This is a genomic window from Thermosynechococcus sp. HY213, assembly GCF_031460975.1.
Classification (GTDB): domain Bacteria; phylum Cyanobacteriota; class Cyanobacteriia; order Thermosynechococcales; family Thermosynechococcaceae; genus Thermosynechococcus.
Genome location: NZ_JAVKVB010000004.1, coordinates 107,275 through 121,975 on the forward strand (window position 1 = coordinate 107,275; position 14,701 = coordinate 121,975).

Below are 14,701 nucleotides of genomic sequence, written 5' to 3' on the forward strand. Positions count from 1 at the left end.
TGTAATGTGATTTTCATGGGTGGCAGTCTTTTTCACATCGATGGAACACACTTAAAACTGTGAAAGCTGCTCTGGGAGAGGATGATATCCCCCTCACATATCCCATAATTTGGAAAACCGTTATATGTTGGCTTCATCCTATCGGATTATTTTTATTCTTTTTCTCTCGATGGCTGTCTGGCTCCAAAGACGCCGTCCAGTGGGGCGATCGCTTTGCCTTGGACTCGTAGCGGCTCTCCTGCTATGGTTGATCCCACCCTCTTTGGCAGCAGCCATGACCCCCAAGCACTACACTGAGCTGACATTTCCCCCCTTACCGGAAATTCAAGTGCCGGCCTATGAACGCCGTCAGTTGGCCAATGGGATGGTGGTCTATCTCCTAGAGGATCACGAGTGGCCCTTGGTGCGAGGCACCTTAATCTTTCGGGCAGGTAGTCGTTGGGATCCGCCGGCTCAGGTGGGTTTGGCAGAAGTCAGTGGCGACCTGATTCGCACGGGTGGCACCCAAGTTCATCGTGCCGCTGAAATTGACCAATGGCTTGAGGATCGAGCAGCAGCCATTGAATCGGGTGTCGGCAAAAGTTTAGGGCGGATTAATTTCAACAGCCTCAAGGAACACAGTGAAGCGGTTCTAAGCCAACTAGCGGAGATGCTCCAAGCGCCAGCAGTAGAACCAGAGCGATTTGAACTGGCGATTCGGCGCCGACAGGGGATCATTCAACGCCGCGATGATCAACCCAATGCCCAAGCAGAACGGGAATTTTACAAGCTGATCTACGGTGCGGAGAGTCCCTATGCCCGCACCCAAGAGTTAGAAACCCTTGCCAAGATCACACCGGCGGATGTGCAGCAGTTTTACCGCAGGTACCTCGCTCCCTCCCGCTGTATTTTGGGCTTGGTGGGCGACTTTGATGCCTCGCAAATGGGCGATCGCCTTGAAGCAATTTTTGGCTCATGGCAAGATCCACCGAACTTACCTCCTTTGCCCCCCTTACCTAGGGTAACAGTTGATACGTCGCCAACAACGGTGGTGATTAATCGCCCCCATCTCTCCCAAAGCTACATCTACACGGGACAATTGGGGGGGACGCTCAAAGATCCGGACGTGTTTAACCTCTATGTTCTCAATGGGGTTCTCAATGGCTTTGGCGGGCGTCTTTTCAATGAAGTGCGATCGCGCCAAGGCTTGGCCTATAGTGTCTATGCCGCTTGGAGTCCCGAATTTGACTATCCAGGGGTCTTCTATGGGGTGGGACAAACCCAAACCCAGACTACAGCCAAGTTTCTCAGCGCCCTACGGCAGGAAATCCAGCGACTGCAACAGGAACCCGTTAGTGCCGCAGAACTGAACTACGCCAAAGACAGTATTCTCAACTCCTTTGTCTTTAATTTTCGCGATCGCCTGCAAATTCTCAATCGTCTCCTGCGCTACGAATACTACGATTTGCCCAAGGATTTTATCTTCCGCTATCAGCGAGCCGTTAAAGCCGCAACGGCAGCAGATCTGCAACGGGTGGCACAAACCCGCCTAAAACCAGAACAGTGGCGTACCCTGATTGTGGGCGATCGCATCCCCTGCCCTACGACAAATTGCCAGCAACGACAATCTCAATCCTAAGAGCAAGATGAGCTTTCGCATTCAGAATATTGCGCGGCTGCGCCAAATCAAGCAATCATCGTTAGACTAGCGATACAGACCTTTTCCAAAATCAAGTAACAAGTTGTGAGGAAACCCTATGTCAGCTTTGCGTCTCGCTCTTTTAGTCAGCCCTACCTTTTTGGCATCCGTCCTGAGCTTGGTCCCATTGATTGCACCTGCCCATGCCCAACTCAGTACCCCCATTCCCGTGCCACCTCCAGAAAGCAGTGAGTGTGTCACTAATCCCCACCAGAAGTTTCAACTGGTCTGTACTCGCCTAGGCGCTCAGGAAACGAAACTGCAAGCTAGCCGTGATAATGGTTCGCTGCCCCCTCCTGTACTAGAGTTTACTGAGGAAGAAAGTAATACCGCGATCGCGCTATTTGGCTGTGATTGTCCCCTGTGTCTAAATGCCCTACGGCAAATGCGTGGCCAGCCTCCCCTCAATCAACTGGGTTAATACTGGATACAAGGGAGTAGGATCCAAGTATGAGCCGCTGGATTAACCTGCTTGCCCTACTCCCTAATACCATCCTCACAATTTTATTTAGTCATCCCTCGCCCCACAATCGAGAAGTGAGGTTGAGAACCGTAGGGTCAGCGTCGGGAGGATGTCACACAATCCCAATTTGGGTCTGTTGATCATTCCATATTTTCCATTTTTCGTAGATGCGGCGTAATGTGCCGTCCTTCTTGAGGATGTCGATGGCTTGATCAACTTCTGTTTTGAGGGTTTCTCCTTTGGGGTTGTTCTTATTAAAGGCAATCACATAGTTATCCAAAAAGATCGGGACACCAATTGGGCGCAGGCTATTGTTCACTGTGCCCCCCGGACCGGCACCAAGAACGTAGTAGGCCACTATCGGGAAGTCGACGAGCAGAGCATCAACATGCCCGATGGCTAGAGCATTCATAAACCCCGTTGCATCATCATAGAGACGGGTTTTGATGCGGGGGTCTTTCTCTAGAATTTCCTGCGCCTTGTAGCTCATACCAGTGCCAACGGTCATGCCAGCCAGATTGGCTAGGGTAACTTCACTGGTGGCAGTGTATTTTTCGAAGCGGGGGTCATCTGCTCGCACTACAATCTGTTGGCCGTAGCGGTAGTAGGGCTGGGAAAACCATTGGATGCGCTTGCGATCAGTGGTGATTTCCCAACCGTTAAGAATCATGTCAAAGCGATTGGCGGCAAGGGCAGCGAACAGTTGATCATAGGACACCTCAAAAAAAAATGCCCTGACTCCCATCAGGCGTGCGATTGCTTCAGCAATTTCCACCTCAAAGCCAATCAACCTGCGGCGATCCGCTGGATCGTAAAAAACGTAGGGGGCACCCTCAATCGGATCCGCCCCCCAAGTCAATGTACCGGGGCTGAGCAGGCCATTGCTTGAGATGATCCCTGTCGCCGTAGATCCAGACAAGGAATCCCCCTTCCCGCCACAGGCCGTCAGCAGGCTCTTGCTGGCTGTGGCAATTATAGATATCGCGATTCCTTGAGAGACATGGCGCAAAAAGGTACGACGCTGCCATCCCATACCGACTTTCATCTTTGCAGTTGATCGGGCTTGAGGCTACCCATTGCTCAAACCCAACTCAGTTTAGCACATCGGCAGGCAGCACCCCCCGCCAGAGAATCCATGGAGGCTAAGGGGTGCTACTTTTTATCGCTACTGCCGCCAAGACTACGCCGTTTTGTTACTGTTTGGAAGGCGTAAATAATATCTCCTTCCTGCCATTGTTGAAAATCATCCAAGCGCACACCACATTCGTAGCCCGCCGCAACTTCGCGGACATCGTCCTTCATGCGTTTTAGCGAACTCAAGATGCCTGTGTGAATGACGCTTTGCTGGCGCAGCACCCGTACTTTGCAGTTGCGCACGAGCTTGCCATTGAGGACATAACAACCGGCCACAGCTCCTTTACTGAGGGGGAAGATAGCCCGCACTTCGGCTTGACCCAGTTCTTCCTCGACCAGTTCGGGTTCCAGCATCCCCTCCATTGCCCCTTGAATATCATCGAGGAGCTTATAGATGATGTTGTATTCGCGGACATCAACGTTGTGCTGCTCAGCCGCTTGGCGTGCCCCTGAGGCAAGGGTGGTATTAAAGCCAATGATGACGGCACTACTGGCGGCGGCAAGGTCAACATCGGTTTCAGTAATTTCGCCGGGGGCAGCCAACAAGACTCGTAACTGTACTTGATCTTGGGGCAGTTGGTTGAGAGCCGCCAAAATCGCCTCGACGGAACCTTGAACGTCGGCTTTGAGAATGAGATTGAGTTCCTTGAGTTCCCCTTCGCGGGCTTGACTGGACAACGAGGTAAGGGAGACCCGCCGGGCGGCTGCGGCTTGGGCAAGGCGGGATTGGCGTTGAGCGGCGGCTCGCTCCTCCGCAAGGGCACGGGCGGCTTTTTCATCGCTGAGGACTTCAAATTCATCTCCGGCAGCAGGGACATCCGCCAGACCCAAGACTTCGACAGCAAAGGAGGGGGTTGCTGCCTCGACACGCTGCCCGCGATCGTCAATCATGGCGCGAACCCGACCAAAACAGGCACCTGCCACCAGAATATCGCCGACCCGCAGGGTACCGTTTTGTACCAGCAATGTGGCCACAGGTCCTCGTGCCCGATCCAAGTGGGCTTCAATGACGGTGCCTTTGGCGGGGCGATCGGGATTGGCGTAGAGATCCTCCACCTCAGCCACCAGCAGGATCATTTCTAGGAGCGTATCGAGATTTTGCTGTTGCAGGGCACTGACAGGTACCATAATCGTGTCGCCGCCCCACTCTTCGGGCACCAAGCCGTATTCAGTGAGTTCCTGCTTGACCCGCTCCGGTTGGGCAGACTCTTTGTCAATTTTGTTAATGGCGACAATGATCGGCACTTTAGCTGCTTTGGCGTGGCTAATGGCTTCAATGGTTTGAGGTTGCACCCCATCATCGGCAGCAACCACGAGAACAGCAATATCGGTGACCCGTGCCCCCCGTGCCCGCATGGCGGTAAAGGCTTCGTGACCGGGGGTATCGAGAAAGACTACCTGATGTTTTTCGCCGTTGTGTTCGACATCCACGTGGTAGGCGCCAATGTGTTGCGTGATGCCGCCTGCTTCCCCTTGAGCCACTTTGGCATTGCGAATGGCATCGAGAAGGCTGGTTTTGCCATGATCCACGTGACCCATAATCGTGACCACGGGTGGACGCCGTTGCAGGTGATCGAGGTCGCTTGACTCCAGCATTTCGGTGACTTTTGTGGCCTCGGCTTTCTGCTGTGCCGTTTCCACCGTAATCCCCAATTCCTTGGCCACGAGTTCAATTGTTTCCACCTCAAGGGTTTGGTTGATGGTGGCGGCAATTCCCTTAAAGAAGAGAATTTTAATGATTTCCGCTTCGGGGCGACGCACTAAACTGGCCAACTCCTGCACTGACATCGGGCCTTCAATCGTAATGTGATCGGGCGGTGGTGCTTCGGCTGGCTCTTCGTGACGGCGATCGCGATGGCGGGGTTGTTTTTTCTCGCTGCTTTTTTCGGTTTTCGCCGCTGGTGTAACGGGACGGGCGGGACGAGGCGCCTTGGGCTTGGGTGGCCGTTGCAGCGATTGGCTGACATCAACGGTTACTTGGTGTACCCCGACCAAACGGCTGGTGAGTTCTAGTTCTTCCTCTTCGTCAATGACTTCTTCACGCAACTTGACGACGCGGGAGGATTTCCGTTTGTTCTCCTCATCATCAAAGTCTTTGTGACGGTGGCGGTCTTTGATGACTTTGCTAACGGACTTGTCATCGAGTACCTCAACGGTTTCGGTGACGGGCTTGGGTGGATTGGGTGCCCGCAGGACTGGCGCAACGGGTTTGGGTGGCGGTTGTAGCTCTGGTAAAGCTGGCTTGGGCGCCATTTCCGGGGGGTTGACGGGTGCCGGGGGAACTGCCCGCTGGACAATTTCAATGCGATCTTGACTGCTGGGTTTCGCAGGAGCGATCGCCACCTTTTCTTTTTTGGGGGGTTCCTTTAGCTCTTTGCGGGGCGGGGGAGCCGCAGCGACTTTTTCCACTTTCTTGGTGGGGCGGGCGGGCGGGGGGACTAAAGTAGGCGCTGGACGCGGTGGTGTCGGTTCGGGTTTTGCGGGAGGTGTAGGGGGTTTGGGCGCCACAGGTTCCACTGCCTTGGTGGCAACTGGTGCAGGGGGTGTGGGTCGCGCAGGGGGCTGCGGTGCTTGGGGACGAGCGGGAGGTTGTTGTAATTGAGGCTTGGGCGCTTCCGGCGTCCCAGAGCGGGGTTGAGTGTGGACAGCAACAATTTGCTGCGTTTTTGGAGGGGCTGGGGCTTTCTTCACAGGAGGAGGTGTTTTTGAAACTTTACGGGGTGAGGCACTATGGGGTTGATAGGTTTTGGCCGCTTCGCGAATGCGATCGGCATCGGCATCGGAAATTGTGCTGCTGTGACTTTTATAGGCAATTCCCAACTGTTCACAGATGGCCAATAAATCTCGATTATCCAGGTTGAGTTCTTTTGATAGGTCATAAATGCGAACTTTACCAATGCTCATGCTGTCTCTCAAAGGCTCTGAAATCTCTACGAAGGGGCAAACGGTAGGGCGATCGCGATCGCTCAGGTAAAGGCTACCGTCAAGGTGGAATTAATGGGTTTTAAGGGATGGGTTGGGGCAACTCACTCAACAACAATCTCAAGAGTCGGGGCTAAAAAAATAGAAGTATCCCTATTATTAACGATTTTGGTAGGGATTGATCAGGGCAACAGCCCTAAGGGGGGATCAATTTCAATTCTGCGGGCTGCTAGATCAACCACCGGCACGATGGCTGGCACAAAGGGAATATACACTGATCGGCGGGCTTCTTGCGCTGGGTCGAGTAACTGCACTTCTAGTAAGTCATTGCCGGCATTGACCAAGCCCACCACTTCGCCAACTCGCTCACCGTGGTGATACACGGCGAGTCCAATCAAGTCCATGAGGTGGTATTCATTTGCGGCAAGGGGTGGGCGATCGCTGGCGGGGACTAAAATTTCTGCCCCCTTGAGTGCCTCCGCTGCGGTGCGATCGCTGACTTCGGCAAAGGTAACCACAAACTGTTTGGCACGGGGTAAAAGTCGCCCGCGCACGAGGGTCACCGCATGGGGTTGGGGCTGCCGGGGCGATCGCAACCAACGAGAACCCGCCACGGTAAAGCGTTCGGGAAAATCGCTAAAGGGCTTGACCTTGACCTCCCCCCGCAGGCCGTGGGCACCGACAATTTGGCCGATACAGAGCCATTCACTTGTCTCAGGGAAGGGGGTCACCATAGGCCGTCCAAGCCAACTTGAGTAAACCGTTCATAATTGCTGTGGCAACGCTCACGCCCCCCTTGCAACCCTTAATGGAGATGTGGGGCACCCAAGACTTTTGCAGGCGATCCAAAATGGGGGGGAGAAAATTGGGGGCAGCGTCAATAATTAAGGCAGGGCGAATTTCCTGAGCCTCCACTAAAGTCAGGAGGGGTTCTAGGGCTGAATGATCACTACTGAGGACAAAAATAGCCGTGGGATGGCGTCGTGCCAAGGTTTCTATGCCAAAAGCAATGCGGGACTTTTCCTGCTGCGGACGGGTGAAGGTTTCTGCCCCACAGTAAATGGGATTGCCAAAGGTGTTTTGGGTGTAGGAGAGCACCCCCACCTGCACCATCGTCACATCCACCACAATCGGGGTATGAGCGGCAAGGGCAGCCACACCGGATTGCAGGGCCTGCTCTGAGTAAATAATCAAATTCAGATACTCTAAATCCCCCGTCGCATAAATCACACGGCGCGTAATATCGTATTGTGCTGGACTCAGGTTGTGCCCGGCCAGCAACTGGTCAATAACCCGTAGTTGTGCAACGTCAGACTGGTGCCATTCCATCAAAGGTGCCGCAAGGGAGCTAGGGAATAATCAATATACCAACAAAATTTCTGCCCCACTAGGCGAGGTGGAGCCGTGACATCCTCTAGTGTACGAGGCGATCGCCCGATTTCATGCATGGTGTGGCGATCCACGATTTCAGCGAGACTGGTATGCTGGAAACAGCGTCCTTGAACTTGTGCCACTGTGTCTCAGATTTTCTGTCCTGTCCCGGCAGATCAACGACCGATCAACGAATATCGTGACCTCAAAGCCTCTTGGTTTTTTGAATGGTCGAGTTGGCCGCGGCCGCGTTTTCAAAGGCGTTTGCTACTGCTGTGGGGGATGGCTTGGCTCATTAGTGGTCCGGTGGCGATCGCCAGCTTTTCAGTGCAAGAGGCACCCCTACATGTTTTCTTCGCTGGGGTGCTAGGAGCAAACTTCCTGCTGTTGCTAATTCTTTTGCGCCTTGTACTCGGTTGGGCTTATGTGGGCGATCGGCTGCACCGTCCCACGGTCATTTATGAGGAAACGGGCTGGTACGACGGTCAGGAGTGGCAAAAACCCGAAACTGAATTGGCTCAAGATCGCCTGATCTATACCTACGAGTTGCGCCCGATTTTACAACGGTTACAGGTAACCCTTTTGGCGCTCGTGATCTTTTCTTTGGGACTGACCCTTGCTTGGGCACTCCTGTAGCTGCTGCTGATATTGTTGCTCATTGACCTGCATGACCGAACCTATGTCCAAACGCACCCAAGCCCCTCTGCTCGATGTTTGCTTACTGCGGGAAGGGATTGTTGAGTCGCGCCACCATGCCCATGCCGTGGTCTGTGATGCCCGTGGCCGAATTCTTGCCCTTGCAGGAAATGCGGAAACCGCTGCTTTTATCCGCTCTGCCCTCAAGCCCTTTCAAGCCTTGGCAGTGACAACAACGGGAACGATGGAGCGGTTTGACCTGAGCGATCGCGACCTCGCGATTATCTGTAGTTCCCACCAAGGGCGTATTGAGCAAGTCCGCCAAGTCTTTAACATCCTCTGGCGTGCCGATGTGGATCCCACTGCCTTGCAATGTCCCGTTCCCCCCGGCCGCCAAGGGGCACTGCAGCACAACTGTTCGGGTAAACATGCGGGGATGTTGGCGGTTTGTCAACAGCGCAATTGGCCATTGGCAAGTTATCTGCACAAAAATCACCCCGTTCAGGCTCTGATCCTCTCCAAGGTGGCAGAACTACTGAAGATGCCCGCCGCAGAATTTATCTGTGCCCACGACGACTGTGGGGCGCCCACGTACTTGATGCAACTGGTGCAGATGGCCACCCTTTACGGCCAACTGGCCTCGGGCAATGACTGGGCAATGGAGCGCGTCGTTCGTGCCATGACCCACCACCCTGATTTTGTTGCCGGTCCCGGTGCCTTTGATAGCGAGCTGATGCGCCTCACGGAGGGGGAAATCCTCAGTAAGTCCGGAGCTGAGGGGATTCAGTGTGTGGGTCGTGTGGGCGAAGGGATGGGATTGGCGATTAAGGTGAGTGATGGTGCGAAGCGTGCTAAGTATGCCGTTGCCATTCAATTGTTGAAGCAACTGGGCTGGATTACTCCCAGTGTGGCGGAAGCCTTGGGGGAGCAGTTTCTGATTCCCAACCAATTTACCCGTCTCGAGGTGAATGGTGAACTGACCTTTGCCTAGGGGGCTAAATTCTAGCCTGAATAGGTTCTCCCTTGGGTTATGATTTGTATTCAATTTTAGTGAGCACGGAGGCTGTTGTGGCTGTCACAGCAAATGTCGGAACCATCTTTCCTGTGGTGTGGGCGGGCGATCGCGTGCAGTTAATTGACCAAACCCGCTTGCCAGAACAGTATGAACTCAAGGACATCACCACCGCAGCGGAGATGGCCACCGCCATTCGGACAATGATTGTACGGGGTGCGCCAGCGATTGGGGTTGCCGCTGCCTTTGGCATGGTCTTGGGGGCACGGGAATACACAGGGAGCGATCGCGAGGGCTTCTTGGCTCACCTAGAGAATGTCGCTTCCGAATTGCGGCAAACCCGCCCAACGGCAGTGAATTTATTTTGGGCCATCGATCGCATGCTTGGGGCAGCCCAGCAAGCCACAGCCAGCCTTGAGGAACTGCAGCAGCACCTTCTTGAAACCGCCCAAACCATTGCCCGTGAAGATGTGCAAACCTGTCAAGCCATTGGTGAAAACGGCCTTAGTGTCCTGCCGAAAACGCCCGAGAAGTTGCGCCTGCTTACCCACTGCAATGCCGGTGCCCTAGCGACAGCAGGCTATGGAACAGCGTTAGGGGTGGTTCGTGCGGCTTGGGCGGCGGGTCGCTTGGAGCGAGTCTATGCCGATGAAACTCGTCCTCGTCTTCAGGGAGCGAAATTAACCGCTTGGGAATGTGTGCAAGAGGGCATTCCTGTCACCCTGCTGGCGGATACGATGGCGGCGCACTGTATGCAGCGGGGGATGATTGATGCGGTGGTGGTGGGCGCCGATCGCATTGCCCTGAATGGGGACATGGCCAACAAAATTGGTACCTATAGTGTTGCCCTCGCCGCCAAAGCCCACAACATTCCCTTCTTTGTCGCTGCACCCCTTTCTACAATTGATACTAAAATTGCCACTGGGGCGGAAATTCCCATTGAGGAGCGCCACCCCCAAGAAATTTATCAGGTGGGGTTTAGCCGCATTACACCCGCTGGGGTAGATTTTTACAATCCGGCTTTTGATGTCACCCCTGCCCATTTAATTAGTGGCATTATTACGGAGCTAGGGGTTTTTGCTCCCGCTGACCTTGCACAGGGTATTGGTGCAGCAGCAGGTTAACGGCGGCAGACTGCACGGGCAATATCACCCGCTATCGTACCGGGAGGATAGCTTTTGGTTCCCGTCCAATCCCAACCGTAATAATCACTCTTAACATCGTAGGGATTACAGGACGCCGTTGCCCGATGCCAGTAATCGTCGCCAAGGGTCGAGAGGCTAAAATCCACTTGGATAATGCCATTCCTATTTCTATAAAAGCGACGGGAATCCATATCCACAGTGTAAACACGGCCTCTACTGTCGCGAGCCACTTCCACTTCCATTTCTGCGAAACTAGGCGGGGCGATCGCCAGACTGAGGCTCAACGTTGCTGCCCCCACAAGGGCAACAGGTGTCCGAAACATGGTCACAAAACCTCTTTTTTTGCTAACACGATCGTAGCAACTGTGGTAGAAAATCGTTATTCCCAATTCAAAAAGCTTTATAGAAAAGATGATTTCCTCGCCATCCTCTTTAAGTACAACCGACCTCAACGCCCTTGCTGAACGGATCCGTATCGCGGCTGAGCGAGCCAATGGAAATGTCCATGACCTGTTGGCATTGCTGCGGCTTTTAGAGCAATTGCATCGCGAAATTTGTGACAATCAGTTTCAAGCGGCCTTGCCCACCAACCGCCAAGCGCTCTATCAACTACTGCGGGATATTGAAACCAATGGCGGCTGGCCCTACATTCCCCGCAAACGCCTAGAGTCTTTTTTGGGGGCAATTCAAGAGGAATCAGATAGTCATGAATGTTGAACGCTGGCTGATCCGCCAAGAGCCGCAGTGGCTAGAGCTAGAACACCTCCTCAACCGTGCTGAGACAGAGGGGATTCAAGCGCTATCGGCAACGGAGATTTGCCGCCTCAGTCAGTTGTACCGCTTGGTTAGTGCGGATTTAGCGCGGGCAAAAACTCGCCGCTTGGGCAGTAGCATCGTCAACTATTTGCAGGGTCTCACCTTGCGGAGCTACAGCCAAGTCTATCAGGGTCAGCGCTCCCAAGATTGGCGCAAAGTTTGGTGGTTTTTCCAGCGGGGCTTCCCAGCGGTTGTCCAGCAAACATGGGTCTATACGGCCTTTGCCTTGGGGGTATTTCTGGTGGCGGCGGAGATCGCTTGGTGGTATGCGTGGAGCGATCGCCAATTTTTGGAACTAGTGGTACCCGCAGACATCCTTTCCCTTGTGGAAGAGGAGGGCAAGCTCTGGATGGGATCGATCGTCGGGGTTGAACCCCTAGCCTCCAGTGCCATTATGACCAATAACCTGAGTGTGGCTTTTGCAATGCTAGCGGGAGGTATCCTAGGGGGGCTAGGGACGCTTTATATCCTCTGGAACAACGGTCTGCACATGGGGGCGATCGCTGCCTTGGTGGCTCAAAACAATCTAGGGTATCCCTTTTGGGCTTTTGTCAGTCCCCATGGTGCTTTGGAGCTGCCTGCAATTTTTCTGGCCGGCGCTGCGGGTCTGTTGTTGGGGCAAGCGATTCTCTTGCCGGGGCGTTACCGTCGCCTGAGCGCACTCAAAGGCAATGGCGCCTTGGCAGCACAACTGATGTTTGGCATTGTTCCCCTCTTGGTGATTGCCGGTATTATCGAGGGCTTTTGGTCGCCCAATCCGCTAATTCCCAACAGCGTTAAATATCTTTCTGGCTTAGGGTTATTTGCGGCTTTAGTGCTCTATTTGGCTTGGCCGCTAGAGCGATCGCCCACGGGTGAGGGAAAATAGAAGGATGCTTTATTGACGTTTAGGCCGATCGCGAGAACACTATGGCAGAAAACTGGCGCAGTCGCATCATTACAGAAGGCGTTCAACGCACCCCCAACCGAGCCATGCTGCGAGCCGTGGGCTTTGGCGATGAGGATTTCAACAAGCCGATTGTTGGGGTGGCCAGTGCCCACAGTACGATTACCCCCTGCAATATGGGGATTGCTGCCCTTGCCAGTCGTGCCGAAGCAGGCATTCGGGCAGCGGGGGGAATGCCGCAGTTGTTTGGCACAATTACGGTCAGCGATGGTATTTCCATGGGCACGGAGGGGATGAAATACTCTCTCGTCTCGCGGGATGTGATTGCTGATTCGATTGAGACCGCCTGTAATGCCCAAAGTATGGATGGGGTGCTGGCGATCGGTGGCTGCGACAAAAACATGCCCGGCGCGATGATTGCCATGGCACGGATGAACATTCCCGCCATTTTTGTCTATGGGGGCACGATTAAGCCCGGTCATTGGCAGGGTCAAGACCTGACGGTGGTTAGCGCCTTTGAAGCGGTGGGTCAGTTTAGTGCCGGCAAAATGGATGAGGCGACGCTCCATGCCATCGAGCACCATGCTTGTCCGGGGGCGGGTTCCTGCGGCGGTATGTTCACGGCCAACACAATGTCCTCAGCCTTTGAAGCCATGGGCATGAGCCTAATGTACTCGTCAACAATGACAGCGGAGGATGCTGAAAAAGCCGACAATACAGAGTTGGCGGGCAAGGTGCTGGTGGAGGCGATTCGTAAGAATATTCGACCCCGTGATATTATCACCCGCAAATCCATTGAAAATGCCCTCAGTGTGATTATGGCGATCGGTGGCTCGACAAATGCCGTGCTGCACTTTCTGGCGATCGCCCACAGTGCCGAGGTTCCCCTCACCATTGATGACTTTGAAACCATTCGCCAGCGGGTGCCCGTCCTCTGCGATCTCAAGCCCTCGGGTAAATACGTGACTGCGGATCTACATCGGGCAGGGGGCATTCCCCAAGTAATGAAAATGCTCCTCAATGCTGGCCTACTCCACGGGGATTGCCTCACGATTACGGGGGAAACCATTGCCGAGCGGCTGCGGGATGTGCCCGATACCCCCGACCCCAACCAAGAGGTGATTCGTCCGTTTGACAAGCCTCTCTACGCCACCGGCCACCTGACCATTCTCAAAGGGAATTTAGCCACTGAGGGCGCTGTCGCCAAAATCTCTGGGGTAAAAAATCCGCAGATTACCGGTCCGGCGCGGGTCTTTGACTCTGAGGAGGCCTGTTTAGAGGCCATTTTGGCCGGTAAGATCAACCGCGGCGATGTCATTGTCATTCGCTATGAAGGCCCTGTGGGTGGTCCGGGGATGCGAGAAATGCTGGCTCCCACCTCTGCCATTATTGGTGCCGGTTTAGGGGATAGTGTTGGCCTCATTACCGATGGTCGCTTCTCTGGTGGAACCTATGGCATGGTCGTGGGTCACGTTGCCCCAGAGGCGGCAGTGGGTGGCACGATCGCCCTTGTGGAAGAAGGAGACTCGATCACGATTGATGCCCATCGGCGGCTGCTGCAACTGAATGTCAGTGAGGAAGAACTGGCAGCGCGGCGGTCTAAATGGCAGCCCCCGGCACCTCGCTATACCCGTGGGGTATTGGCCAAGTATGCCAAACTCGTGTCTTCTAGTAGTCTGGGGGCAGTGACTGATCGCTTTGTTTAGAGGTGGCTAATTCCTGCAAAAAGGCCTCGATACCGGCGCGATCGCTCGTTTGGCGCGGATAGACCAGAGCAGGGCGTTGCAGGGTAATCAGCTTCACCCCCAGCTCACGGGCAAGGGTCTGCTTGATCTGCTCACTCTCGGTACCCGAGGCCTTGGTCACCACCGTTGTAATCTGCCACTGTTGCCAGAGGGCACGCTCTAACTCTCGCGATACGGGGGGGAAAATGGCAATTAAGCGCTGGCGATCGAACCCCGCCGCCAAGGCAGCCTCCAGTGCGCTTGTTGTGGGCAAAATCCGTGCAAAGAGGGTAGCCTGACGCTGGAGGGGCGCAAAAGCTGCCAAATGTTTGACTCCTAGGGTCAGCAACACCCGCTCACCCATGAGGAGATCCCCTTGCAGCAGTGTTGGCAAATCAGTATAGATGCCAAGAGCTGGCGGAAATGCTGGGCGTTCAAAGCGCAGGTAGGGCAAGCCAAATTCTTGGCTGATGGCAATGGCAAGGGCAGAGATTGCCACCGCAAAGGGATGGGACGCATCCACCACGGCTTGAATCGAATGTTGCTCGATAAACTCACGGGCACGCTCAGGGGTCAAGCGCTCGATATGGCAACTCAACAACGGATGCGCGTCATAAAGATGGCAGGCCGCCGCTGTGGTCACGCTCACCCAGCAGGGAAACCCTTGGCAGACAATTAATTGGGCAATCCAGCGACTCTCTTGGGTGCCGCCAATCAGCCAAATCGCTCCAGTCACCTAGCCCAGCAACGCTCGGCGAAAGTTTTCTCGATAGGACTTATTCATCAGTAGCGGTAGCCACAGCACGCTGAGAACAAAGCGCGATTGTGTGTAGTAGGTGCGGTGAAACCCTTGCCAAAAGCGCAGCGCAATCAAGAAGTAGAGAACAATTGCACCCAGACCGAGGAGTTCCATA

16 protein-coding genes are annotated in these 14,701 nt (G+C 54.4%); 8 read left to right on the forward strand and 8 right to left on the reverse strand.

What is annotated here, in order from left to right; genetic code table 11:
• The first annotated feature begins 124 nt into the window (after positions 1–124).
• Entirely contained in the window at positions 125–1,618 is a 1,494-nt protein-coding gene (locus RHK62_RS01780) for a pitrilysin family protein (protein WP_225901617.1), read from the forward strand.
• Between the two features lie 118 nt (positions 1,619–1,736).
• Positions 1,737–2,099, forward strand: coding sequence for a hypothetical protein (locus RHK62_RS01785; RefSeq protein ID WP_302677141.1), 363 nt, complete (start codon positions 1,737–1,739; stop codon positions 2,097–2,099).
• 154 nt (positions 2,100–2,253) lie between these two features.
• Here the strand turns inward: RHK62_RS01785 and RHK62_RS01790 are convergent, their stop codons facing one another.
• The 5 genes from RHK62_RS01790 to RHK62_RS01810 all read right to left on the reverse strand — a co-directional run bounded on the left by RHK62_RS01790 (position 2,254) and on the right by RHK62_RS01810 (position 7,711).
• Positions 2,254–3,174 carry an ABC transporter substrate-binding protein gene (locus RHK62_RS01790; protein ID WP_310453181.1) on the reverse strand — a complete coding sequence of 307 codons (921 nt, stop codon included), beginning with the start codon at positions 3,172–3,174 and terminating at the stop codon, positions 2,254–2,256.
• Positions 3,175–3,293: 119 nt separating this feature from the next.
• A complete protein-coding gene (gene infB / locus RHK62_RS01795) occupies positions 3,294–6,179 on the reverse strand; it encodes a translation initiation factor IF-2 (protein ID WP_302677143.1) in 2,886 nt (961 codons plus the stop codon).
• 200 nt (positions 6,180–6,379) lie between these two features.
• The gene (gene rimM / locus RHK62_RS01800) at positions 6,380–6,931 is read right to left on the reverse strand and encodes a ribosome maturation factor RimM (protein WP_310453182.1); all 552 of its coding nucleotides are present in this window, start codon (positions 6,929–6,931) and stop codon (positions 6,380–6,382) included.
• Positions 6,912–7,526, reverse strand: coding sequence for a precorrin-8X methylmutase (locus RHK62_RS01805; protein WP_302677778.1), 615 nt, complete (start codon positions 7,524–7,526; stop codon positions 6,912–6,914). The genes rimM and RHK62_RS01805 overlap by 20 nt, the downstream gene beginning before the upstream one ends.
• Positions 7,526–7,711 (reverse strand): hypothetical protein, encoded by a 186-nt coding sequence (locus RHK62_RS01810; protein ID WP_302677145.1) that lies wholly within the window; start codon positions 7,709–7,711, stop codon positions 7,526–7,528. Before RHK62_RS01810 ends, RHK62_RS01805 begins: the two co-directional genes overlap by 1 nt.
• A gap of 1 nt (position 7,712) precedes the next feature.
• Here RHK62_RS01810 and RHK62_RS01815 point away from each other — a divergent pair, with 1 nt between their 5' ends.
• From RHK62_RS01815 to mtnA, 3 genes are all read left to right on the forward strand, one after another.
• Positions 7,713–8,204, forward strand: a complete 492-nt coding sequence (locus RHK62_RS01815; protein WP_310437936.1) for a CGLD27 family protein — start codon at positions 7,713–7,715, stop codon at positions 8,202–8,204.
• Between the two features lie 43 nt (positions 8,205–8,247).
• On the forward strand, positions 8,248–9,195 hold the full coding sequence (locus tag RHK62_RS01820) for an asparaginase (protein WP_255451666.1): 948 nt from the start codon (positions 8,248–8,250) through the stop codon (positions 9,193–9,195).
• 77 nt (positions 9,196–9,272) lie between these two features.
• On the forward strand, positions 9,273–10,340 hold the full coding sequence (gene mtnA / locus RHK62_RS01825) for an S-methyl-5-thioribose-1-phosphate isomerase (protein ID WP_206200819.1): 1,068 nt from the start codon (positions 9,273–9,275) through the stop codon (positions 10,338–10,340).
• Here mtnA and RHK62_RS01830 read toward each other — a convergent pair.
• Positions 10,337–10,684 carry a hypothetical protein gene (locus tag RHK62_RS01830; protein ID WP_206200820.1) on the reverse strand — a complete coding sequence of 116 codons (348 nt, stop codon included), beginning with the start codon at positions 10,682–10,684 and terminating at the stop codon, positions 10,337–10,339. The two genes, mtnA and RHK62_RS01830, sit on opposite strands and share 4 nt — an antisense overlap.
• An 88-nt stretch (positions 10,685–10,772) precedes the next feature.
• Here RHK62_RS01830 and RHK62_RS01835 point away from each other — a divergent pair, with 88 nt between their 5' ends.
• The 3 genes from RHK62_RS01835 to ilvD are packed head-to-tail and all read left to right on the forward strand — an operon-like array spanning position 10,773 to position 13,769.
• Complete coding sequence (locus RHK62_RS01835) at positions 10,773–11,078, forward strand: hypothetical protein (RefSeq protein WP_206200821.1); 306 nt, start codon at positions 10,773–10,775, stop codon at positions 11,076–11,078.
• The gene (locus tag RHK62_RS01840; protein WP_310453183.1) at positions 11,068–12,045 is read left to right on the forward strand and encodes a stage II sporulation protein M; all 978 of its coding nucleotides are present in this window, start codon (positions 11,068–11,070) and stop codon (positions 12,043–12,045) included. Before RHK62_RS01835 ends, RHK62_RS01840 begins: the two co-directional genes overlap by 11 nt.
• 41 nt (positions 12,046–12,086) lie before the next feature.
• Positions 12,087–13,769, forward strand: coding sequence for a dihydroxy-acid dehydratase (gene ilvD / locus RHK62_RS01845; RefSeq protein WP_310453184.1), 1,683 nt, complete (start codon positions 12,087–12,089; stop codon positions 13,767–13,769).
• Here ilvD and RHK62_RS01850 read toward each other — a convergent pair.
• Both RHK62_RS01850 and RHK62_RS01855 read right to left on the reverse strand, forming a co-directional pair.
• On the reverse strand, positions 13,732–14,523 hold the full coding sequence (locus tag RHK62_RS01850) for a cobalt-precorrin-6A reductase (RefSeq protein WP_206200824.1): 792 nt from the start codon (positions 14,521–14,523) through the stop codon (positions 13,732–13,734). The two genes, ilvD and RHK62_RS01850, sit on opposite strands and share 38 nt — an antisense overlap.
• On the reverse strand, positions 14,524–14,700 hold the full coding sequence (locus RHK62_RS01855) for a hypothetical protein (RefSeq protein WP_206200825.1): 177 nt from the start codon (positions 14,698–14,700) through the stop codon (positions 14,524–14,526).
• Position 14,701: the final 1 nt, after the last annotated feature.